The sequence below is a fragment of the Sphingomonas sp. GC_Shp_3 genome, assembly GCF_026540945.1.
Taxonomy (GTDB): domain Bacteria; phylum Pseudomonadota; class Alphaproteobacteria; order Sphingomonadales; family Sphingomonadaceae; genus Sphingomonas.
On sequence record NZ_JALNUT010000001.1, the window covers coordinates 102,698 to 125,035 of the forward strand.

Sequence of the window (22,338 nt, forward strand, 5' to 3'; positions counted from 1 at the left end):
CGCCTTCGGCAGGATCCGCGCTGGCATGGTCCGGATACGGATCGAACGCCTCGCGGAGATCGTTCTGTGCCGGGAGCAGTACCGATGTGCATAGTCTGACGCTACGAGGAGATTGGCGCGATCTTCGCTGGCCGGGACGTCAAACCGGGCCGTTACTGCTCACCACTCAATCGTGCGAACTGATCGCCGATCGACCTGGATGGCGAACGACTCTGATCGGCGACTCGTTTAGTCGAAACCCTTACCATCGGCCGGCTGTTCACCGCCGCCGTAGACCTGATCCAGATAATATCCCGCCAGCACGTAATGTGCCTTTACCGCTGCCGGGTGCGCGGCCCTTTGTGCCTGTTCCAGTTCCTGCTCGGCGCGCCGATAAAGGTAGTCGTTCTTATCGGGAACAGGGCAGGAGGCCATTGCCTTTACCTCGGCTGGGGTGTGGTCGACCGATCGACTATACACATTACGCGCGGACATTCCTTTATGTAAATCAGCACCCGCCATCCCGGAGTTGAACGATGCTGGCTCTTAAAGGGGCCGTCGCTGCCCGGTTCAGCCGCAACGCGCAGCGTGCGTGCGAATGCGATATGTCGCACGGACTTGCTGGACTGGTTTCGCACTCCCGGTTCGCACCAGCCTACCAAATTTTAATCACGTTCGTGCAATACAGATGGCTCAGCGACGAAAGCCGTAGATGCCACGCCGTATCCGATCCCTGCTCAGTTCCCTCAGCGACGAGGTTACCGCCCACGCGCAACAAGCCGAAGATATTGCGGGGCGAACCAATTTGCTTGCGCTGAACGCGACGATCGAGGCGGCGCGCGCCGGCGACGCCGGTCGTGGATTTTCGGTGGTGGCGCAGGAGGTCAAGACACTTGCCGGGCTGGCGCGCACCGCCGCCGCGAGCTTCCGGGACGAGGTGCTTGGCTACCTGCACCACGGCAGCGCGATCGCCGACGAACTAGCGCGCGAAATCGAGGGCGGACGTCTCGCCGACCTGGCGCAGTCGGTCGCCGATACGCTGGCGCGCACGATCTACGATCGGTCGATCGATATCCGCATGCTCGCGACCGACCATTCGGTTGCAGAGGCTTTGTTGCTCGACCATGCCGCGCCGCGCACCGAGGCACGCGCGCTGGAGCGCCTGCGCACGTTGCTGGGGTGTTCGCCCTATTTTATCAACGCCTTCATGGTCGATGCGGAGGGGCGAGTGGCGGTCTGCGCGCATGAGAATGCCGCCGTTCGCCGGGTCAATTTCAAAGGCTATTCGCAGTTTGAAAAGGCGATGGCGGCACCGGCCAATGTCGGGTGGATGACCGACGAAGTCTGGAAAAATCCGTGGTCCGCGGATCGCAAGGTCCTGATCTTCGTCGCGCCGGTGCGGTACGAGGGGGCGACGATCGGTGTCTGCTACCTCGAATTCGATTTCGAGGGGCAGGCAGGGTCGATCATGAATGTCATCAACAAGACCGCGACCAATGCCGTCGCCTCGATCGTCGATCCGAACGACTGCGTGGTCGCGACCACCGGCACCTATGCATGGCACGCCCAGCACCCGCACGCCTTTGTTGCGGCGGGCACGTCGGTACGATCCTCCGATGGCCTCAACGTCGCCCAGGCGCATGTCATGTCCGATCATGGCATCAGCGATCTTGGCCTGCGCTGCATTATCGAGGAGCATGTCGCGACCGAGCAGGAGATCGTCAGCGCGCTGGCTCAACGACATCGCTGAGCGGCGTGCGCGACGTGAATGGCGTAGCGGCGAAAACAGCGTATGACCTGCCCGACGCGTTCCGCAGCGGGGCAGGGCTTTCTCGATGAAACATGTATCAGCGTGGCTTGCGTTGCTCCTGCTCGCCGGGTGCGGCCCGCAGCGAAAGCCGCCGCCCCGATTGATGTTCGAGGGGCTGCCCGTCACCGGCAGTCTCGCCGATGCGCGGCGCGCCGGCTTCACGGATTGCGTACAGCCCGATTACATCAGCATGCGCTGCCGCAAGCATGGTGTGATGCTGGAAGGCGGTGGCCCCTATGAGGCAGCGGTCGACCTGATCGGCGGCGATGGCGGCGGCGGTTTTTACGAGGTGGTGCTGTGGCACGACACCGATCAATATGCCGTCTACAAGATCACCGAGGGGCTGGAACACGCCGGGTGGCAGAATTGCAGCACCGCCACGCCTGACGAAAAGGGCGATCAGCTGATCTACACCCACGCCGGCGCGAAGGTCAGGATTTCGATGGACCTGAGTTATTGGGCGAAGCGCCGGCTGCGCATATTGCCGCAGACCAACACGCGCGATCGGCGCTGTTGACGCGTTTCACCAGGAGTCTTGCAATCGGCAGGTTGCGGATCGCCACTCCGAGCGTGTAACGGGTCGTTCCGCCGCAGTGGCGTTTGGAGCCCGCAACATTCGCCAGATCGCTGCCTTGCCGTACCGTGTGATGGGACAAGGTATCGACGCGCCCATCAACATTTTGCTGGTGACGTCGCGACAGACCAAGCGCTGGGTGATCCCAAAGGGGAACATCATGACTGGCCTGCCGCTGCACCGCGCGGCCGCCGTCGAGGCGGAGGAGGAGGCGGGGGTGTTAGGTCTGGTCTGCCCGACCCCGCTCGGGTCGTACCGGTATCGCAAGCGGCGTGGCAACGGCGCTTCGCTGATGATCGACGTGGATGTGTTCTGCCTGGCGGTAAACACCGAGCTTGGCGCGTGGAAGGAACAGCCCGAGCGCGAACGCCGCTGGTTCAGCCTGGCCGATGCGGCGCAAGCTGTCGACGAGCCCGATCTGCGCGACCTGATCCGATCGTTCGGGCCAACCGATTTCAAAGCCGCGACGCGCCGGGGGGGAATCCTGAGCGCGGTCGCCAGCACATCAAGGGTGGGAAGCATGTTCGCCTGGTTTCAACGGCTGCTGCCCAAAAGCGGCAATTTCTTCGATATGTTCGAGGCGCATGTCGTCACGGTCGTCGCCGCCGCCGACGCGCTGGCGCGGCTGTTGCAAGACGGCAACCGCGACCATATCCGCGAGGTTATCGAGCGCGAGAGCGACGCGGACGAGATCAACCGCGAGGTGCTGCGCACAGTGCGCGAGACGTTCCTGACGCCGTTCGACCGTGGCGCGATCACCAGCCTGATCAGCTCGCTGGATGATGCGATCGACGAGATGCAGGCTGCGGTTCAGGCGATCGATCTGTACGAACTGCGTGGGTTCGAGCAGGAAATGAAGGATATCGGCGCGATCATTGTCGATGCCGCGCGGCTGACGGCGGAGGCGATGCCGCTGCTGCGGGATGTCGCCGCCAACGGCGTGCGGCTGCACGAACTGACCGAGCGGTTGGTGCGGATGGAAAGCCAGTCCGACGACATCTACCGGATCGGCGTGAAACGCGCGTTTGCCGAACTGAAGGCGGACGACGTACAGGGCTTCATCGTCGCGCGGGAGGTGTACGATCACCTCGAACGCATTGTCGACGCGTTCAAGGCGGTCGCGAACGAGATCGACGGCATCGTCATCGATCATAGCTGATCCATCATGTACGAACTTTCCCTGCCGCTGCTGATCGGCCTGATCGCCGTCGCGCTGGCCTTCGATTTCCTCAACGGCCTGCACGACGCGGCCAATTCGATCGCGACCGTGGTTGCGACGCGGCTGCTTAAACCCGTCCACGCGGTCGGCATGGCGGCGTTCTGCAACTTCGCCGCGTATTTCCTGACGATCACCTTTCCCAGCCTGCACAAGGTGGCGGATACGATTGGGCAGGGCTTGATCGAAAAGAACCTGATCACGCCGGGCGTCGTATTCGGCGCGCTGGCCGGCGCGATGGTATGGAACGTGGTGACCTGGCTGAAGGGCATTCCTTCCTCGTCCAGCCATGCGCTCGTCGGCGGCATGATCGGCGCGGGGGTGGCGCATGCGGGCATCGGCACGATCAAGTGGGTCGGCCTCAACAAGACGCTGATCGCGATCGTATTGTCGCCGACGCTCGGCATGATCCTGGCGATGCTCATCATGCTGGTGACCAGTTGGGCGCTACACCGTGTGAGCGCGCACCGCGCGGAAAAGACGTTCCGCAATCTGCACCTGTGCTCTTCCGCCGCCTACTCGCTCAGCCACGGCCTGAACGACGCGCAGAAGACGATGGGGATCATCACGGTGCTGCTCTACTCGACCGGCTATCTGCACGGGACGTTTGCGGTGCCGCACTGGGTGGCGATTGCCTGCTACGTCGCAATCGCGATGGGTACGATGACCGGCGGGTGGAAGATCATCGAGACGATGGGCTCGCGCATCACCAAGCTGTCACAGCATCAGGGGTTCAGCGCATCGCTCAGCGGGTCGATCATCCTGTTCTCCGCCTCGTGGCTCGGCATACCGGTGTCGACCACGCACACCATCACCGGCGCGGTGATCGGCGCAGGCACGGCGCGGCGCGCGTCGGCGGTGCGTTGGGGCGTGGCTGGCAATGTTGTGATCGCGTGGATCATCACCATCCCGGCTTCGGCGGCGGTGGGCGCGCTGTTCTACAGCCTGACGCTGCTGTTCTAAACCGCGCGGGACGGGGAGCGGAATGGTGTGGCAATCGTTGCTACCCGCGACCGCGCCTGAAAAGGCGACAGTAACGAACGCCTTGTCCGGAGATTGCCCATGCCGTTCCCCTCGCCCTATGTTGCCGACGCCGCCCGCTACGACGATCGCATGCCGTATCGTCGCACCGGCCGCAGCGGGCTGAAACTGCCGGCGATCAGCCTTGGCCTGTGGCAGAACTTCGGCGGCACCGATGTGTTCGAAACCGGCCGTTCTATCCTGCGCCGCGCGTTCGACCGGGGCGTGACGCATTTCGATCTTGCCAACAATTACGGTCCGCCCTACGGTTCGGCCGAGGAGAACTTTGGCCGGGTATTCGCCGCCGACTTCGCCGCGCATCGTGACGAACTGATTCTCTCGACCAAGGCGGGGTGGGACATGTGGCCGGGGCCATATGGCGATATCGGCTCGTCCAAAAAGTATCTCATCGCCAGTTGCGAGCAGAGCCTGAAGCGGATGGGGGTCGATTACGTCGACATCTTCTACTCGCACCGGGTCGACCCGGATACGCCGCTTGAGGAGACGATGGGCGCGCTGGTCCAGCTCCACCGGCAAGGCAAGGCGCTGTACGTCGGCATCTCGTCCTACGAACCGGGTTTGACCCGTCAGGCCGCCGCGATTCTGGCGGAGGAGAAGGTGCCGCTGTTCATCCACCAGCCGAGCTATTCGATCCTCAACCGCTGGATCGAGCGGGACCTGCTCGACACGCTGGAGGATCTCGGCACCGGCTGCATCGCGTTCTCGCCGCTGGCGCAAGGGATGCTCACCGCCAAATACCTTGGCGGCGTGCCGGAGGATGCGCGCGCCAGTCGTGGCGGCTCACTCGCGCAGACGCTGCTGTCCGATCAGAACCTCGCCGCGATCCGTACGCTCGACGGTATCGCCAAAGGGCGCGGCCAGACGCTGGCGCAGATGGCGATCGCGTGGGTGCTGCGCGACGCCCGTGTGACATCTGCGTTGATCGGTGCGCGTACCCTCGAACAGCTCGATGATTCGCTCGACGCGGTAAAGCGGCTTGATTTTTCGCCGGAAGACCTTGCGGCGATCGACAAGGCGGCAGAAGATGGTGGGATCAACATCTGGTCTTCATCGTCGGATATTGTCGATCTGCCTGCGGCGCAGGGTGTGCCGGCGCGGTGAAGACGATGGGAACGTGGTGAAGATCGGGCCGATACCGCGCCTTTCTGAGTGTGCCGAGCAACGAACGGGGTTGCGCAGCGTATATGTGCGGCACACTGTAATTCGACGACTAGGTATTTGAGGGAGAGCAATCATGGCACGATCAGCGGAAAAGCGCGGCAAGGACGAAACGGCAGCCGCGGAAAAGAAGGTCAAGGCGACCGGCAAGCCGGCCGCAGGCGCACGTGGCGGCATCACCGCCCCGGTCACGCCGTCGGAGGATCTGGCCGAGATCGTCGGCAAGGATGATCTCCCGCGCAGCGAGGTCGTGAAAAAGGTGTGGGAATACATCAAGAAGCACGATCTTCAGGACGCCAAGGATCGCCGCCAGATCAACGGCGACGACAAGTTGCAGAAGATCTTCGGCAAGAAGTCGGTCAGCATGTTCGAGATGAACAAGCACCTCAGCGCACATCTGACTGCGAAGAAGGATTGATCGTGGCGCGTTCCCGATGCGGGAACGTGTGACATCGGGGAGCGGGGCGGAAGCAGATGATGCTTCCGCCCCGTTTTTTGTGCGCTCGACGCAGGTCACAACCGGCGTCGGCGTGGCGCTCCACGTTCGGTACGCGCTCACTGCATGATGCACATCAAGTCGAGGAACGCGCCTCGATCGTGTGCATTGTAAAGTAGAGACCCAAAGCGGGCTTGAGCAAGCTGGAGCAGCCACAATGTCCGTTATCGATAAAGCCATCGCCGCCATCACCCCGCCCGAGAGCGAGGAAGCTCGCGTGGAAGCACGCGCGAAGGCGGAAGCCGCCGCGACGCCCGGCGACTGGTTGTCACTGATCCTTGATCATCACCGCCAGATCGAGCGCGCGTTCGATGCGGTTGAGGCTGCCGCCGCCCCGGCCGAGCGGATCGCCGCGCAGAAGGCGCTGGGCGTCATCCTGACCGGCCACGCGGTCGCGGAGGAGGCGGCGATCTATCCTGCAATGGCCGAGGAACATCAGGTCGGTCATGCGGAGCTCGCCTATCAGGAGCAGTCCGCCGCGAAGATGGAACTCGGTCTGCTCGAACGGCTTGATCCGATGAGCCAGGATTATCTCGACAAGCTTGGCCACATCCGCGGTGCGGTGACGCACCACATCTATTCCGAGGAAGGCACGTGGTTCCTCCAGTTGAAGCAGGAAGCTTCCGCCGACGAGCAGTCGATGATCTCGCAGCGGTATAAGGAAGAGTTTAGCCGGTACATGGGATCGGACGCGGTCTGACCCCGGCGCATCGCCCGCCACACCGCGTGGCGGGCGAGCACATCAGTCGATACGATACTCGATGGGCTTGAAGGTGCCACCGTTCGAGTCCGGCGCCGAACATGCCGTCAGGCCGATAATCAGGTCCATGTCAGCACGAAACACGACGTGATCGCCCGCCTTGCTGACCGGTGGCAGAACCTTCAGCTTGCCGGTTTCACTGTCGATCGGCACGTTCATGAAACAGTTGAACGCGATCGGAATGCGATCCGGCGTTACGCCATACGGCGCCAGTGCCTCCGCGAGGTTGCCGAAACAGCCACGATGCACCGGTAGCGTCGGATAGAAGTGCAGAAACGTATCGGTCGAACACGGGGTCAGCAGGAAATCGTGGATCCCGACAGTATCGGCGATGATCTCGAGCATCACCCGACTACGGTTCGAATAGAGTTTGTGGCCGGTGGTGAGCCGAATCGTTTCCGCATAATCCAGCGTTCGCCCCGAAGAGATCACCTCGTCGAGATCATCGGCGTTAAACGCGAGCAGATCGGCAACCTGCTCACCGCGCGGGTCGATCACGGTCAACGTTGCCCCGCGCGGTAGCGCGAAGGCGGTGCCGCTGCGTTCGGGGATGACGACGGCGGGGGCGCTCATTGCTCGCCCTTGTACTGGAACGGGCAGCGCCATTCGGTATCGACCGCGCGGCCCGAATATTGCCGCGCCTCGCTCATGTCACCATGCCGGGCCAGCATCGGGTTGCGCGATCCGGCCAGCGCCTCGTCACGAACCATGATCTTTTCGCGCATCCCTTCATATTTGCCCATCGCGCGCAGCGCCTCGAACTGGTCATGCAGGTTGAAGATCATCGTCGGCCGCGAGAAGCGACGGGCGGGACGACTGGCCTGCGGGTGCAACCCGACGACGAAGAACGCTTCGCCGCCGAAGCTCAGCGAAAAATGCGGATCGCCGGGATCGGCGCTGACCCGGGTATCGTAGCGCTGGCCACGCCAGATATCCTTGTCGGACAGCGACTGGATGCGCGTCCAAAGCGCTCCCTCGAATTCCGTCTCGGTGAAGTCCGTCGGGCCTTCGAAGATCACCGCAAAGCTGCGGAACAGGCCGGGGTCGTCCCGATACCGTTCCGCCCAGGTCATCAGCCCGTCGTGGATGCGCAGATCGTCCCACGCGCTGTCGATCGCATTGCACGCCAGGACTTCCAGCGTACCGTGCGCCAGCGCGGACTTCGCGCCGACGCACGGGAAGTCGGCCGCACCGACATGATCTTTCATCAGGAGTTCGAGTTCCCCCTGGGCAGGATGCTGCCAGGGAAAGAGCGGCGAGGTCGCGGATTTCATCCCACGACTACGCCCGGTCCGGAGCGATGTTCCGGAAATTCGCCCTGATCGAAAGCAAGTCAGGTTAATACGGTCACTCGTTATTCGAGGTCGTTTTCGCTTATGACGATCAGATCGGCCGAGTCGTCGCGGCGCAGCGCTACCAGCCCCGCTTCGCCGATCGTGTCGCTGAAACGGGTGAACATCTCGATCGCGTCGTCTTCGGGAACGTCGCCGCTCAATGCCTCCAGAACGGCATATTGCACGCCGAACTGATACTCATCGCCGTCTACCTCGGCGGTGAACTCGACCATCCGCTCGTCGATATTGTCGAGAGCGGTTGCCAGGTCGATGTCCATCTTGTCTGCAGCCATGATCGTTCCTTCAGGTATAAAGCGGTTGGTGGATCGCCTTCGATCAGGCAACCGCGAGGGTCAAGACGCGGTGACGCGGTGTCGGTTCAATTCGACACTCTCACCGGAACCTGTCGGCGGGCACGACATTAACACGGAGACGTGTGCGTATCGGATTAGCAGGGGGTGTTTCTACGTGACGCGATCAAGCACCGAGACGGCGCTCGCGCTCTACCTTCGGCGGCTGTCCGGCCGTTCACCGCTCGGCGATGAGGAACGCGCCGCGCTGCTCGCGACGCCGGGGATCGCGACCTTAGTCGACGTGGAGCGGGATTTCGTGCGGGTCGGCGAACCGGTGCATCACGCCTGCCTCATCATTCATGGACTGGTGGCGCGCTTCGCCCAGACCCGCAATGGCGATCGCGGGATCGTGGCGATCCATATTCCCGGCGACATGGCTGATCTGCATTCGGTGGTGGCGCCGCAGGTCACCTGGGCGCTGCACGCGCTGACCCCGACCCGCATCCTGCGCATCCCGCACGAGGCGTTGCGGGAGCTCGCCACACGCTACCCGAGCATCGCCGCCGCTTTTTGGCGTGACTGCGCCGTCGATGCCAGCATTCTCGCGCACTGGAACGCCAACCTCGGCCGCAAGAACGCGTTGGCGCGTATCGCGCATCTGTTTGCCGAGATGCACGTGCGCTACCAACTGATCGGGGAACCGAGCGGTGGCTTTCCGTTTCCCATCACGCAGGTCGATCTCGCCGACGCGGTGGGCCTGACGCCGGTTCACCTCAATCGCATGCTGAAGCGGCTGGCGGACGACGGCGTCGCGGTGAAGAACCCGGACCACGTGCGAATCCTAGACGAGCAGCGCCTGATACGACTGGGCCAGTTCGACCCGGCCTATATTCAGCCTGGTCGACGCTGACGGCGTCCACGCGCCTTACTTATGCGAGCGCGGTTCCGTACCAAGATCGTGCGGGCCTTGCGGCTTCGCGTCCTGCGCGTTGGTGTCGGGCGGGACCTGGCCCTGCTCTTCACTCTGCGCGGAATTGTGGTGCGCTATGTTGAATCCGAAGAACACGACAGCCCAGACCGCCGCCACGATCGCGATGATGACGATGGCTGCCTTGCCGGCATTCCTCGGCGGCTTGGTGTTTGGCAAAAACGTAGCTCCAGTCAGTTATGCAGGGGAAATGCTCCGCGTTGCGCGAGGTTCCACAGCCAGGGTTACAGGCTTTGCGCGATCAGCCATACATTGGCGGTGACAATGCCTGCAAACACGCACCAGGAGGCGATCCGCACCACCACGCCATTTGCGTGAACGCCCATGATGCGCCGGCTGCTGGTGAAGCGGATCAGCGGATAGATGGCGAACGGCAGTTGCAGCGACAGCACCACCTGCGTCAACACCAGCAACTTGCCGACGGCGTGATCGCCCAGCCACAGTACGCCAACCAACGCCGGCAGCAATGCGAGGCCGCGCGTGATGACACGACGCAACCAGCACGGGATCTTGAGGTCGAGGAACCCCTCCAGGATCACCTGCCCCGCGATCGTGCCGGTGAAGGTCGCACTCTGGCCGGAGGCAAACAGCGCGATGCCGAACAGGATCGCCGCCGCCGTCGCGCCGGTGATCGGTGCGAGCAGACGGTACGCATCCTCGATCTCTGCGACATCGCCGTGCCCGCTGGCGTGGAACGTCGCCGCCGCCAGCGTCAGGATCGCACCGTTGACAAGCGTGGCGAGCAGCAGCGCCACGACGATATCGACAGTGGCGAACCGCAGCGATTCACGCACACCGGCCGGGTCGCTATTGGTCACGCGCGTCTGCACGATCGAGGAGTGAAGGTAGAGGTTGTGCGGCATCACCGTCGCGCCGAGGATGCCGACCGCGAGGTAGATCGCCTGATGGTCCGCGAAGATCGACAGCTTCGGCACCATGCCATGCAGAATGCCGCCCACGCTCGGCCCGGCGATGACGAGCTGCGCGATGAAGCAGGTGGCGATCGTGAGCACCAGCCCCAGCACGATCGCCTCGATCTGTCGGAACCCATTGCCCTTCAGCCCGAGCACGACGATCGTGTCGAGCCCGGTCAGCAGTACGCCCGCCCATAGTGGCACGCCGAGCAGCAGGTTGAAGGCGAGGGCGCTCCCCAGAACTTCCGCGATATCGGTCGCGATGATCGCGATCTCGGCGAGCAGCCAAAGGCCATAGGTCGCCGCCGGACGATATTCGGTGCGCGCCATCCGTGCGAGGTCCTCGCCCGCCACGACGCCTAGCCGCATCGCCAGCGATTGCAGCAGGATCGCGGCGATGCTCGACATCAATACGACAAACAGCAGGTCGTAGCCGAAACGCGACCCTGCGGCGATATCGGTCGCCCAATTGCCCGGGTCCATATAGCCGACCGCCACGAGCAGCCCAGGTCCCGTCGCGCGCAGCAGCTTGCGCCACAACGGTGCGGCGTCGGCGATCGCGACCGAACCGCGCACCTCGGACGGGCAGAAGGGCGCGGTCGCAACGCGCGGCAGTTGGACAGACATGCCTAGGCTGTATCAACAGCGACGCGGCGGTGCCACCATCATCGATCGATGTCGTTGATCGCAATCGGCGATCAGTCCGCCTCGAACACCGACCAGCCGGTACGCTGCACCAGTCGCTCCAGCGCGAGCGTACCGAGTTGCGAGTTGCCGCGCGCATTCAGCCCGGGCGACCATACCGCGATGCTCGCCTTGCCCGGCGCGATCGCCAGGATCCCGCCGCCGACCCCGGATTTCGCGGGCAGGCCGACACGGAAAGCGAACTCACCCGAACCATCGTAATGGCCACAGGTCAGCATCAGCGCGTTAATGCGCAGAGCGCGGCGCGACGACACCACCGAATGGCCCGTCGAAGGATTACGCCCGCCGTTCATCAGATAGCGCCCGGCCAGCGCCAGTTGCCGGCAACTCATCGCCAGCGCGCATTGGTGAAAATACACGCCGAGCACGCGGTCGACCTCGTGGTGCAGATTGCCGAACGCGCGCATGTAATTGGCGAGCGCCTTGTTGCGGTAGCCTGTAGTCGCCTCCGCATCGGCGACGGTAGCATCGATGAAAATGTCGTCTTCACCCGCCAGTGCGCGCACGAACCGCAGGATCTCCGCGATCGCCTCGGCCGGCTCGCGGCGGCCGAGCAGGATGTCGGACACGACGATTGCGCCCGCGTTGATAAAGGGATTGCGCGGGATGCCGAACTCCGCCTCCAGTTGCACAATTGAGTTGAACGCTGTCCCGGAGGGTTCGCGACCGACCCGCTGCCATACCGCATCACCCGCCGCGCCAAGCGCCAGCGTCAGGCCGAATACCTTGGCGACGCTCTGCACCGAGAATGGCTGCTCGGCATCCCCGGCGAGGTGGCAGGTGCCGTCGGCGGCGATCACGGCCATGCCGAACCGGCGCGGATCGACCGCGCCGAGCGGAGCTATGTAATCGGCCACGGTGCCGCGATCAGGCGCGTCGGCCATCTCGGCGGCGATGTCTGCAACGATTGCGGAAAGGTCGGTCATGCGCCGGCTTAACGGGTAGCGCGCCGCGCCGCCATCTGTCACACGGCCGGAATGAAGCGATCGTCGGTAGCGGGGCTGGGCCAGCACATCACCAACTGGATGCGTTTGCGCAAGGACGGGCTGGTGCTGCCGCTCGGCGTGTTCCGGCGACGCATCGCCACCGGGATCGGCGCGGTTCTGCTCGGCATTGTCGCCTTGCTGTTCGCAAAGGCGGGCGATTGGGCGCAGCATGTGTTCGCGGCCGACGTGGCGCGCTGGCCTTACGCGCCGCTGCTGGCGAGCCCGGCAATCTTCGCGGTGATAACCTGGGCGACGCTGCGCTGGGTTCCGCAGGCGCGCGGGTCGGGCATCCCGCAGGTCATCGCCGCGAGCCGCACGCCCGAACGCTCATCGCAGGGGCCGCTCGTGTCGCTGCGCACCGCCTTCGCCAAGATCGCGATGACGGTGGTCATGCTGTTCGCCGGCGCAAGCGTTGGGCGAGAGGGCCCGACCGTCCAGGTCAGCGCCGCGATCATGATCGCGGTGCACAAGGTGCTGCGCGTGCCGATCACCGCCGGCGTGCTGATCGCGGGCGGCGCGGCGGGCGTGGCGGCGGCGTTCAACACGCCGCTTGCCGGTGTCGCCTTTGCGATCGAGGAGCTCGCCTCCGCCTACGAACAGCGCGTGGCCGTGCTGGTGATGGCGGCGGTGATGATCTCCGGCCTCGTCAGCCTCGGTATCGCGGGCGATTACGTCTATTTCGGGTCGATGCGGCAGACGCTGTCGCTGGCATCGGTCGTGCTGATCTGCCCCGTGGCGGGGGTGGTGGGCGGTGCCAGCGGTGGGCTGTTCAGTCGCGCCGTGCTGGCCTTCACGTCGCCGTCGCACCCGCTGCTGAAGCGTATGCGCTCACGCCCGGTCCTGTTTTCCGCCGGCTGCGGTCTGGTGGTGGCGATCCTCGGCATAGCCACGCGCGGCGAGGTGTGGGGCACCGGCTATGATGCGACCAAGCAGTTGGTCGAGGGCGGCACAGGAACCCTGTGGTTCGGGCCGGCCAAGCTCATCACCACGCTGGCGACGACACTGAGCGGTACGCCCGGCGGCATCTTCGCGCCGTCGCTGGCGGTGGGGGCCGGCATCGGTCATCTGATCGCGGCGGCGTTCCCGAGTGATCCCGGCGGTGCGGTGGTGACGCTCGGTATGGTGGCGTATTTCGTCGGGGTGGTGCGCGCGCCACTCACCGCCGTCATCATCATCAGCGAGGCGACCGCGAGCCGTGGCATGATCCTGCCGCTGTTCGCGACCGCGCTGATCGCGGATGGCGTGAGTTCGGTCATCTCGCGCGAGCGCCTGTATCATGGCCTTTCGCGCGGATTCCTTGAGCCCGGGGCGCCGAAAGACCCTGAACGTGACGAACCTCCAAGCGGCACCGCAGTTCGGGCCAAGTAACGCTCGCCAGTTGGCGGCGGGAGCGGCCGGCATGTCGATTGCAGCTGTCAGCGCAACCATGAGAACGGCTGACGAAGCAAAGCGTAGCCCATACCCCGCACGACACACCACATCGGTCAGAACGTAGCGGTTGCCATGTCCCCCGCACATGCCCGATGATCGCGCCATGAGCACGCTCGACACGCGCACCGATCAGATGTTCCCGACGCTCGACTCGATGCAGATCGAGGTCGCGCGACGCTTCGCCAGTGCGCCTGCGCGCGACTTCGCGGCCGGTGAACTGGTCTACGGTATCGGCGATCTCGCCGCGCCGGCATGGCTGGTTCTGGCGGGCAGCATCGACGTCACTCGCCGCGCCGGGCTTCGCGATGAGGCGGTCATCACCGTCCATATGCCCGGCCAGTTCAGCGGTGAGGTGGCGCAGTTGTCCGGCCGTCCCACCATCGCTGCGGGCCATGCCGGTAAGGATGGCTGTACCGCGTTGCCGTTCGATGCCGCGCATCTGCGCGCGCTGATGGTCGGATCGGCCGATCTTGGCGAAATCGTGATGCGGGCGCTGATCCTGCGCCGCGTCGGCCTGATCGAGGAAGGGGGCGCAGGCTCGATCCTGATCGGCACGCCCGGCAGCGCCGATGTCGTGCGGCTGCAAGGCTTCATGACGCGCAACGGTTACCCGAATCTGGTGCTCGACGCCGCCTCGGACGACGAAGGGCGCGCGCTGATCGAGCGTAGTGGTATCCTGCCCGAGGAACTGCCGTTGATGGTCTGCCCGAACGGGGCGATCCTCAAGCGACCGAGCGATGCCGAGGCCGCCGCCTGCCTCGGTATGACTCCCGATCTCGATCCTGCGGAAGTCTACGATGTCGCGATCGTCGGCGCTGGGCCGGCAGGGCTGGCGGCATCGGTCTATGCAGCATCCGAAGGGCTGTCGGTCGTTGTGCTGGACGAACGCGCGACGGGCGGACAGGCGGGCGCATCCGCGCGGATCGAGAACTATCTTGGCTTCCCGACCGGCATCTCCGGCCGCGCGCTCGCCGGCCGCGCGCTGACGCAGGCGCTGAAGTTCGGGGTAGAGGTGGCGGTGCCGCTCGCTGTCGAGCGGCTTGATTGCGGCGAGACGCACCGTGCCGGCGATCCGCATACGCTGGTGCTGACCAACGGCGGTACGGTGAGGGCGCGCGCCGTCATCGTGGCGAGCGGCGCACGGTATCGCCGCCCCGCCATCGACAATCTCGCCATGTTCGACGGTGATGGTGTGTCATATTGGGCGTCGCCGATCGAAGCGAAGCTGTGCGAAGGCGAGTGTATCGCACTGGTCGGCGGCGGCAACTCGGCCGGGCAGGCGGTGGTATTCCTCGCCGCCAAGGTCAAGCACCTCGATCTGGTGGTACGCCGCGATCTCCGGGAGACGATGTCGCGGTATCTGATCGACCGCATCGCCGCGTTGCCCAATGTGACGATCCACGTCGGCTCCGAAGTCGTCGGGCTGGAGGGCGATCGCACGACCGGGCTGACCGCGGCGATCTTCAAGGATAGGGCGACCGGCGCGACCAGACGCTGTGCCTTGCGGCACCTCTTCCTGTTCATTGGTGCGGACCCCAATGCGGGCTGGCTGGACGGTTGCGTCGACACAGATGCGAAGGGCTTCATCGTGACCGGCGGGTCGGCGCTGCCGCTTCAGACCAGCCTGCCCGGCGTATTCGCGATCGGCGATGTGCGTGCCGGATCGACCAAGCGCGTCGCGGCGGCGGTGGGCGAGGGCGCGGCGGTGGTGGCGCAGATCCACATGATGTTGGCCGAATGAGTGATCCCTACGATCTCGGTCGCTTCGTCGCGGCACAGGCTGACAGCTATGCGACCGCGCTCGTCGAGGTGCGGCGGGGCGCCAAGCGCAGCCACTGGATGTGGTTTATCTTTCCGCAGATCGCCGGCCTTGGATCAAGCGCGATGGCGCGCCACTATGCAATTCGGTCGCTCGACGAGGCCCGGGCATATCTCGCGCACCCGCTGCTGGGCGCGCGGCTGCGCGAGATCGTCGGCGCGCTGGAGCATTTGCCGAACCCATCGCCGGAGGCGGTGTTCGGCGGGAATGATGCGGTGAAGCTACGCTCGTCGTTAACCTTGTTTGAAGCGGCAGGCGGTGGCGCGATGTTCGGCGCGGCGCTCGACCGTTGGTTCGGGGGCCATCGTGACGCAGCGACCGTTGCGCAATTGGCCGATGGCAGGGCATCGCAAACGCCGCATTAACCACATCTTTGTTCGTTGTGCCTTACACGGCCACGATGCGGGCACTTCATCGATCACCGTTGGAACTGGTTCTGATCGTAGTGTTCGCCGGTATCCTGTTCGTGTGTTTCCACGATGTCGCGATGCTCGATCCGGGCAATATCGGCTGGCTCCTGCGCGGCACGGACAACGGCGAAAACGCGCTTGGGCTTCATGCCTGGCTCAACGATCCCGACGCGCGCGGCTTCTGGACGCACCTGCTGAACGCGCCGGAGGGCGTCAGCCTGCTGTTCACCGACAGCAATCCCCTGACCGCACTGCTGGTAAAGCCGTTCGCGCCCCGAGGTGACTTTCAGATCATCGGGCTGTGGTTCCTGCTGTGCCTTGTCCTGCACCTCGGCTTCGCGCGGGCGCTGCTGGCGCCGTATGCGGCCACATCGCTGGGTCTGTGGTGCGGCGTGCTGCTGCTCACGCTCCTGCCGACGCTGTTCGTGCGGCAGTTGCATGCCAATCTGTGCGCGCATTGGCTGATCCTGTGGGCGCTGTGGATCCACGTGTCGCCGCACCGCGCCGGAAACTGGCGCTGGTGGCTGCCGGTGATGGCGGTGGCGGCGATGATCCACGCCTATCTGCTTGTGATGGTCGCGTGCATCTGGGGTTCGGCAATGCTCGAACGCTTCGTGCAGGGTGCGCCCGCCCGGCTCCGGCTGGTGACGGGCGCGGTAGCGACGTTCGGCGTTACGGTCGGCATCGTGTTGCTGCTGGTCGGCGGCGGCGCGTTGGTGTCGACAGGATCGTTCGGACGATACGGCATGCCGCTCGACGCGCCGTGGAATCCCGCCTTGGCCGGCATGTCGCCGTTCCTGCCCGCGCATCCGCAGGCGGTGGACCGCCAGGTCGAGGCGTTTCAGTACCTTGGCGCGGGCATCCTGCTGCTGGTGGTGATGACGCCGTTCCTGTCACGTCGCACTGCGCCAGCGATCTCGGCGCTGCACCGGCGACTGCTGTGGCTGCTTCCCGCACTGGTGGTGCTGACGCTGCTCGCGATATCGCGACGGGTGGACTGGGCGGGCGAGACGTTGCTGACCGTGCCGATGTCGGCGCACGCCGTCGCGCTGCTCGATCCGGTGCGCGCATCGGCACGGCTGTTCTGGCCGGTCGCCTATGTGCTGGTGCTATGGGCGGTGACGAGCGCCTATCGGTTGCCGCCGCAAGCGGCGCAACTGCTGCTCGCGCTGGTGCTGGCGGTTCAGATGGTCGATCTGGTGCCGCTCGCCACCTTGATGCGGCACGACGCCAGCATTGCCGAGAACCGCACCAGATGGCTGCGCACGCGCGACCCGCGCTGGGCAGCAGTGATCGCGCGCGCACGCGACATCACGTTCGTGCCGGCGGATGCAGTCACCCATCTCGCTCTGTTTCAGGAGGTTGCGTGGCGCGCGATCGATGCCGGCAAACCGATGCGGCTGGTGTACGCAGCGCGCGACAATGCCATCACGATCGCGCGGCAGGAGAGGGAAACGCGCGATTTCAGCAGCGGACGGCTGGTACCCGACCGGCTATACGTGGTGCTTCCCGGCATGGATGCACCGCCGGGGCGACCCGTCTTGGTGCTCGATGGCGTGCGGCTGGTTCAGGCCGGCCCGACGTCTCGCCGCCCCTGACCCCTTGCCGTGCCGCGTGGGGTTCCGCTGCGCGCCGGCTATGCTATCTGCCGCCGATCAAAAGAATACGGAGCAGGATGATGAGCCTTCAACTCGATTTCGCGCTGGGCGAAACGGCGGATATGATCCGCGACACGACCGAACGCTTTGCCGCCGAACGGATCGCGCCGCTCGCCGCGCGTATCGATGCGGAGGACTGGTTCCCGCAAGCGCTGTGGCCGGAGATGGGCGCGCTCGGTCTGCACGGCATCACCGTGGCGGAGGCGGACGGCGGGCTAGGTCTCGGCTATCTCGAGCATGTCGTCGCGATCGAGGAGATCGCGCGGGCTTCCGCGTCGGTGGGCCTCAGCTACGGCGCGCATTCCAACCTGTGCATCAACCAAATCGCGCGCTGGGCCAACCCGGAGCAGAAGGCGAAGTATCTGCCCAAGCTGATTTCGGGCGAGCATGTCGGCAGCCTCGCCATGTCTGAAGTGGGCGCCGGATCGGACGTGGTCGGCATGAAGCTGCGCGCGGTGAAGACCGATGCCGGTTACGTGCTCAACGGCACCAAGTTCTGGATCACCAACGCACCTTATGCCGATGTGCTGGTGGTCTATGCCAAGACGGGCGAGGGGTCGCGCGGCATCACCACCTTCCTGATCGAGAAGGACATGCCGGGCTTCGCGATCGGCCAGAAGATCGACAAGATGGGGATGCGCGGCTCGCCCACCGCCGAACTGGTGTTTACCGATTGCGAGGTGCCGGAGGCGAACGTCATGGCCACGGTCGGCGGCGGCGTCGGCGTACTGATGTCCGGCCTCGACTACGAGCGCACCGTGCTGGCCGGTATTCAGACCGGCATCATGCAGGCGTGTCTCGACGTGGTGCTGCCCTATGTGCGGGAGCGCAAGCAGTTCGGTCAGCCGGTCGGCGGATTTCAGCTGATGCAGGCCAAGATCGCCGACATGTACGTCGCGCTCAATTCGGCGCGGGCGTATATCTACACCGTTGCGCGCAACTGCGATGCAGGCCGAACGACGCGGTTCGATGCGGCGGGGGCGATCCTGCTCGCGTCCGAAAACGCGGTGCGGGTCAGTCTCGAGGCGATCCAGGCGCTTGGCGGGGCGGGCTATACCAAGGACTGGCCGGTCGAACGCTTCGCGCGTGACGCCAAGCTGCTCGATATCGGGGCGGGTACCAACGAGATCCGCCGCATGCTGATCGGTCGCGAGTTGATCGGCGCGGCATGAGCCGGCTGCGGGTGCGCGCCGCGACGCGCGACGACCTGCCCGAAATCGTCGCGATGTTGGCCGACGATATCAAGGGCGCGGCGCGCGAGGATGCCAGCCTGCCGCTCGATCTAGGCTACGTTGCCGCGTTCGAGGCGCTCGCCGCCGATCCCAAGCTGCTGCTCGCGGTGGCGGAGCTGGACGGGCGCGTGGTCGGCACGGTGCAGCTTGCGGCGCTGCCCGGTCTGTCGCGCAAGGGAATGGCGCGCGGTTATATCGAGGCGGTGCGCATCGCGAGCGACCTGCGCGGGCAGGGCCTGGGCGCCGAGCTGATCGGCTGGGCGGTCGACTGGTGCCGCGCCGCCGGGTGCGGGATGGTGCAACTCACCACCCAGCGCGACCGCGTCGACGCGCATCGCTTCTACGACCGGCTTGGCTGGGAGCGCAGCCACCTCGGCTACAAACTTACCCTGGACGGCGGCGCATGATCGCGGCGACGAACGCCGATGCTGTCGAGACGGTCGCGCTGTGGCACGCCTGCGGCCTGACGCGGCCGTGGAACGATCCCCATGCCGATTTTGCGCTGGCGCTTGCCACTTCGACCTCGACAATATTGTTGGCGCGGGACGGAGATACGCTGATCGGCAGCGTGATGGTCGGTTTCAACGGACATCGCGGCTGGATCTACTACCTGGCGGTCGCGCCGAATCGCCGGCGTGGCGGTATCGGCCGTGCGCTGATGGCGGCGGCGGAAGCGTGGCTGGCGGAGCATGACGCGCCCAAGGTGCAGTTGATGGTGCGCGACACCAACGATGCAGCGCTCGGCTTCTACGCGCGGCTCGGTTATGCGCCGCAGGCGGTGGTGACGCTCGGCCGCTTTCTCAATGGGATGGTGAAGCCATGACCATACTCTATGGCATCCGCAACTGCGACACGATGAAGAAGGCGTGGACGTGGCTAGACGCGCATGACGTCGCCTATACGGTGCACGACTACAAGAAGACGGGGATAGATCGCGCTACGCTGGAGCGCTGGAGCGATGCGCTTGGCTGGGAGGTGCTGCTCAACCGCGCCGGGACGACCTTCCGCAAGCTGCCGGACAGCGCCAAGAACGACCTCACCCGTGACACCGCCATCGACCTGATGATCGCGCAGCCTTCGATGATCAAACGCCCGGTGCTGGAAAGCGGCGCGACGCTGCTGGTGGGCTTCAGGCCGGAAGCCTATGTTGCGGCCGGTTTGAACGTTCAGGAGAGATAACCATGCCGACCGCCAGCTGGAACGGCGCCGTCATCGCGCAATCGGATGACACTGTAGTGGTCGAGGGTAACCACTATTTCCCGGCCGACTCGGTCGATCTTGCCGTACTGGAAGACAGCGCCACGCAGACGATCTGCCCGTGGAAGGGTACGGCCAGCTACAAGACGCTGGTGGTGGATGGCGCACGCAACCCGGATGCGGCGTGGTTCTACCCCGATCCGAAATCGGCTGCCGCCGAGATCAAGGGCCGCTTCGCGTTCTGGAAGGGCGTGACCGTCGCCTGACCACATCGAAACGCCGCCGCGCGATCCTATCGCGGCGGCGGCGCTTCCTCATTAATTGCTGGGGCCGATCAGTTGGCGCTCGACGCGAGCGCCTTCGCCGAGGATGCCGGCACGTCGAACGACACTTCGCGACGGCCCGAGAAGCCGGTCACGCGGTTGCCGCGAACGCTGAGACGGAACGTATCGCCGGTGTTAAGCACGCGACCGGAAATGACGGTGTGGTTGGCGACCTGTTGCGTCGTGTAGACATAGGTATCGCCATCGCGGGTGAAGGTGTGCTGCGGCGCGGTGTCGGCAAGCGCCGGGGTCGAAACGGCCGCGAAAAGCGAGGCGGCGAGGAGGAGGGTCTTGTTCATGATCTTTCCTTTCGGTTGGTCGAAAGCCAGATCAGCATCCTGTATGTTCTCGTTGGCGAAGCCCGGATTATTGCAGTGCAGCAATGCCGCCAAACGCAAAAAACGCGCGCCCGGATGCACGAAACGAACGCCAAGCCGCGCGGCTGACACACTTTCGCGACGTTGCGGGGTTATGACGAGGATCCGGGGGCAGGAGACAGATGTCGATGAGCGCTGCCAGTATCGCCCTCAACCGATTCGGCCTCGGCAACCGGCCGGACCAGCCGATCCCCGCTGATCCCAAGGCGTGGCTGATCGCGCAATTCACGCGTTACGATGCGAAGCCGGATGCGATCCTCGCCGCACCGACCAGCGCGGGTGTTTCCGCCGAACTCGCCAGCTATTATCGCGAACGCCGGGCGCTGCGCCAGCAGGCGCAGATGACCGCTGCCGCACGCGGGCCCTCGCCGGCGATGGGCGTCAGCCCTGCGACTGCGACCATGGCGCCCGCTCCGGGCATGTCGAATCCTGGTCAAGTGGAGCGGACCCCCGAGATGCGTCAGGCCGCGCAGTTCGCCCGTCGCGCCGGGCGACAGGATTATGCCGGTGCGGTCGGCGCCCGCGCGCAGTCGGCGCTGATGACCGATACGCCCTTCGTCGAGCGGCTGGTGCAGTTCTGGTCGAATCACTTCGCTGTCTCCGCCGACAAACTGGAACTCACCGGTCTTGCCGGAACGCTGGAGTTCGAGGCGATCCGCCCGCACCTGCTCGGCCGGTTCGGCGATATGCTCGTCGCGGTCGAGCGGCATCCGGCGATGCTGCTTTATCTCGATCAGGCGGTGTCGATCGGCCCGGACAGCGCGATCGGCCTGCGCAACGCCGCGCGCGGCAAGGGCAAGGTTGGCCTGAACGAGAACCTCGCGCGCGAAATACTGGAACTTCACACCCTTGGAGTGCGCAGCGGTTACGGACAGGCCGACGTGACCGAGTTCGCGCGGGCGCTGACCGGGTGGACCGTCGCCGGCATCGGCCAGGCGCCCGGCGCGCGCATGGCGGGGACGGACGGTCTGCCTGGCGATTTCCTGTTCGTCGGCGCGATGCACCAACCGGGCGACCGCACCATCATCGGCAAGACGTACCCGGCCGGCGGCGTCGAGCAGGCGCAGGCGGTGCTCGATGAAGTGGCGCTGAATCCGGCGACCGCGACCCACCTCGCCACCAAGCTCGCCCGGCATTTCGCGGGCGACACGCCGCCGCCGGCGATGGTGAAGCGGCTGCAGTCTGCATACCTGCAATCGCGCGGCGACCTGCCGACGGTATACCGCGCGATCATCGATTCGCCCGAGGCTTGGGTGGAGGCACCGCGCAAATTCCGCGATCCGTGGGAATGGGGAATCGCGACGATGCGCGCGCTTGGCCAGAAGACGGTCGACCCGCAGGCGGTGACCGGATTGATGAACCAGCTCGGCCAGCCGGTGTGGAAGCCGGGCCAACCGGTCGGCTACGACGATCTCGCCGCGACCTGGGCGGGGCCGGACGCGGTGATGCGCCGGGTCGAGGCGGCGGAACGCTTCGCGCAGCGCGCACCCACCACGATCGACGCGCGCGCGCTCGCGCCGAAGCTGTTCCCGGCGGCTGTCAGCGATGCCACCACGCAGGCGCTCGCCCGCGCGGAAAGCCCCGGCCAGGCGCTTGCGCTGCTGCTTGTCGCACCCGAATTCCTGCGGAGATAGAAC

At 65.2% G+C, this 22,338-nt stretch carries 26 protein-coding genes; 18 read left to right on the plus strand and 8 right to left on the minus strand.

Annotation, left to right across the window (positions count from 1 at the left end; genetic code table 11):
• Positions 1-228 precede the first annotated feature (228 nt).
• Positions 229-459 (minus strand): hypothetical protein, encoded by a 231-nt coding sequence (locus OXR00_RS00475; RefSeq protein WP_267386073.1) that lies wholly within the window; start codon positions 457-459, stop codon positions 229-231.
• Positions 460-691: 232 nt separating this feature from the next.
• Between OXR00_RS00475 and OXR00_RS19630 the strand changes: the two genes are divergently transcribed.
• The 7 genes from OXR00_RS19630 to OXR00_RS00510 all read left to right on the plus strand — a co-directional run bounded on the left by OXR00_RS19630 (position 692) and on the right by OXR00_RS00510 (position 6,974).
• Entirely contained in the window at positions 692-1,729 is a 1,038-nt protein-coding gene (locus OXR00_RS19630; protein WP_276592847.1) for a methyl-accepting chemotaxis protein, read from the plus strand.
• An 85-nt stretch (positions 1,730-1,814) separates the two neighbouring features.
• Positions 1,815-2,306, plus strand: coding sequence for a hypothetical protein (locus tag OXR00_RS00485; RefSeq protein WP_267386074.1), 492 nt, complete (start codon positions 1,815-1,817; stop codon positions 2,304-2,306).
• Positions 2,307-2,436: 130 nt separating this feature from the next.
• Positions 2,437-3,522 (plus strand): DUF47 family protein, encoded by a 1,086-nt coding sequence (locus OXR00_RS00490; RefSeq protein ID WP_242145992.1) that lies wholly within the window; start codon positions 2,437-2,439, stop codon positions 3,520-3,522.
• A 6-nt stretch (positions 3,523-3,528) separates the two neighbouring features.
• A complete protein-coding gene (locus OXR00_RS00495; RefSeq protein WP_267386076.1) occupies positions 3,529-4,542 on the plus strand; it encodes an inorganic phosphate transporter in 1,014 nt (337 codons plus the stop codon).
• A gap of 99 nt (positions 4,543-4,641) precedes the next feature.
• Positions 4,642-5,721, plus strand: a complete 1,080-nt coding sequence (mgrA, locus tag OXR00_RS00500; protein WP_267386077.1) for an L-glyceraldehyde 3-phosphate reductase — start codon at positions 4,642-4,644, stop codon at positions 5,719-5,721.
• Positions 5,722-5,854: 133 nt separating this feature from the next.
• Complete coding sequence (locus OXR00_RS00505) at positions 5,855-6,196, plus strand: SWIB/MDM2 domain-containing protein (protein WP_276592848.1); 342 nt, start codon at positions 5,855-5,857, stop codon at positions 6,194-6,196.
• Between the two features lie 235 nt (positions 6,197-6,431).
• Entirely contained in the window at positions 6,432-6,974 is a 543-nt protein-coding gene (locus OXR00_RS00510; RefSeq protein WP_242145995.1) for a hemerythrin domain-containing protein, read from the plus strand.
• A gap of 42 nt (positions 6,975-7,016) precedes the next feature.
• Here OXR00_RS00510 and OXR00_RS00515 read toward each other — a convergent pair whose 3' ends face one another.
• From OXR00_RS00515 to OXR00_RS00525, 3 genes are all read right to left on the minus strand, one after another.
• Positions 7,017-7,607: an urea carboxylase-associated family protein gene (locus OXR00_RS00515; RefSeq protein ID WP_242145996.1), complete on the minus strand. Its 591-nt coding sequence runs from the start codon at positions 7,605-7,607 to the stop codon at positions 7,017-7,019.
• Entirely contained in the window at positions 7,604-8,308 is a 705-nt protein-coding gene (gntA, locus tag OXR00_RS00520; RefSeq protein ID WP_242145997.1) for a guanitoxin biosynthesis heme-dependent pre-guanitoxin N-hydroxylase GntA, read from the minus strand. Before gntA ends, OXR00_RS00515 begins: the two co-directional genes overlap by 4 nt.
• An 80-nt stretch (positions 8,309-8,388) precedes the next feature.
• On the minus strand, positions 8,389-8,661 hold the full coding sequence (locus tag OXR00_RS00525) for a hypothetical protein (RefSeq protein WP_242145998.1): 273 nt from the start codon (positions 8,659-8,661) through the stop codon (positions 8,389-8,391).
• 175 nt (positions 8,662-8,836) lie between these two features.
• On the opposite strand from OXR00_RS00525, the gene OXR00_RS00530 reads away from it, so the two are divergent.
• Positions 8,837-9,571: a Crp/Fnr family transcriptional regulator gene (locus OXR00_RS00530; protein WP_267386079.1), complete on the plus strand. Its 735-nt coding sequence runs from the start codon at positions 8,837-8,839 to the stop codon at positions 9,569-9,571.
• A 15-nt stretch (positions 9,572-9,586) separates the two neighbouring features.
• On the opposite strand, the gene OXR00_RS00535 is transcribed toward OXR00_RS00530, so the two are convergent.
• The 3 genes from OXR00_RS00535 to OXR00_RS00545 all read right to left on the minus strand — a co-directional run bounded on the left by OXR00_RS00535 (position 9,587) and on the right by OXR00_RS00545 (position 12,194).
• Positions 9,587-9,808, minus strand: coding sequence for a hypothetical protein (locus tag OXR00_RS00535; protein ID WP_242146000.1), 222 nt, complete (start codon positions 9,806-9,808; stop codon positions 9,587-9,589).
• A gap of 65 nt (positions 9,809-9,873) precedes the next feature.
• Entirely contained in the window at positions 9,874-11,190 is a 1,317-nt protein-coding gene (locus OXR00_RS00540) for an Nramp family divalent metal transporter (RefSeq protein WP_267386080.1), read from the minus strand.
• A gap of 71 nt (positions 11,191-11,261) precedes the next feature.
• Positions 11,262-12,194: a glutaminase gene (locus tag OXR00_RS00545; protein ID WP_267386081.1), complete on the minus strand. Its 933-nt coding sequence runs from the start codon at positions 12,192-12,194 to the stop codon at positions 11,262-11,264.
• Positions 12,195-12,293: 99 nt separating this feature from the next.
• On the opposite strand from OXR00_RS00545, the gene OXR00_RS00550 reads away from it, so the two are divergent.
• From OXR00_RS00550 to OXR00_RS00590, 9 genes are all read left to right on the plus strand, one after another.
• Entirely contained in the window at positions 12,294-13,622 is a 1,329-nt protein-coding gene (locus OXR00_RS00550; RefSeq protein ID WP_267387105.1) for a chloride channel protein, read from the plus strand.
• Positions 13,623-13,788: 166 nt separating this feature from the next.
• Positions 13,789-15,426 carry a cyclic nucleotide-binding domain-containing thioredoxin-disulfide reductase gene (locus OXR00_RS00555; protein WP_267386082.1) on the plus strand — a complete coding sequence of 546 codons (1,638 nt, stop codon included), beginning with the start codon at positions 13,789-13,791 and terminating at the stop codon, positions 15,424-15,426.
• Positions 15,423-15,869: a DUF1810 domain-containing protein gene (locus OXR00_RS00560; RefSeq protein WP_267386083.1), complete on the plus strand. Its 447-nt coding sequence runs from the start codon at positions 15,423-15,425 to the stop codon at positions 15,867-15,869. Before OXR00_RS00555 ends, OXR00_RS00560 begins: the two co-directional genes overlap by 4 nt.
• Positions 15,870-15,928: 59 nt before the next feature.
• The gene (locus OXR00_RS00565; RefSeq protein WP_267386084.1) at positions 15,929-17,512 is read left to right on the plus strand and encodes a DUF6311 domain-containing protein; all 1,584 of its coding nucleotides are present in this window, start codon (positions 15,929-15,931) and stop codon (positions 17,510-17,512) included.
• 80 nt (positions 17,513-17,592) lie between these two features.
• Positions 17,593-18,744, plus strand: coding sequence for an acyl-CoA dehydrogenase family protein (locus OXR00_RS00570; protein ID WP_267386085.1), 1,152 nt, complete (start codon positions 17,593-17,595; stop codon positions 18,742-18,744).
• Entirely contained in the window at positions 18,741-19,211 is a 471-nt protein-coding gene (locus OXR00_RS00575) for a GNAT family N-acetyltransferase (RefSeq protein WP_267386086.1), read from the plus strand. Before OXR00_RS00570 ends, OXR00_RS00575 begins: the two co-directional genes overlap by 4 nt.
• Positions 19,208-19,627, plus strand: a complete 420-nt coding sequence (locus OXR00_RS00580; RefSeq protein WP_267386087.1) for a GNAT family acetyltransferase — start codon at positions 19,208-19,210, stop codon at positions 19,625-19,627. The genes OXR00_RS00575 and OXR00_RS00580 overlap by 4 nt, the downstream gene beginning before the upstream one ends.
• Positions 19,624-19,983: an arsenate reductase gene (locus OXR00_RS00585; RefSeq protein ID WP_267386088.1), complete on the plus strand. Its 360-nt coding sequence runs from the start codon at positions 19,624-19,626 to the stop codon at positions 19,981-19,983. Before OXR00_RS00580 ends, OXR00_RS00585 begins: the two co-directional genes overlap by 4 nt.
• A gap of 2 nt (positions 19,984-19,985) precedes the next feature.
• Positions 19,986-20,267 (plus strand): DUF427 domain-containing protein, encoded by a 282-nt coding sequence (locus tag OXR00_RS00590; RefSeq protein ID WP_267386089.1) that lies wholly within the window; start codon positions 19,986-19,988, stop codon positions 20,265-20,267.
• A 68-nt stretch (positions 20,268-20,335) separates the two neighbouring features.
• On the opposite strand, the gene OXR00_RS00595 is transcribed toward OXR00_RS00590, so the two are convergent.
• A complete protein-coding gene (locus tag OXR00_RS00595) occupies positions 20,336-20,623 on the minus strand; it encodes a hypothetical protein (protein WP_242146011.1) in 288 nt (95 codons plus the stop codon).
• 206 nt (positions 20,624-20,829) lie between these two features.
• On the opposite strand from OXR00_RS00595, the gene OXR00_RS00600 reads away from it, so the two are divergent.
• Positions 20,830-22,335, plus strand: a complete 1,506-nt coding sequence (locus tag OXR00_RS00600) for a DUF1800 domain-containing protein (RefSeq protein WP_267386090.1) — start codon at positions 20,830-20,832, stop codon at positions 22,333-22,335.
• Positions 22,336-22,338: the final 3 nt, after the last annotated feature.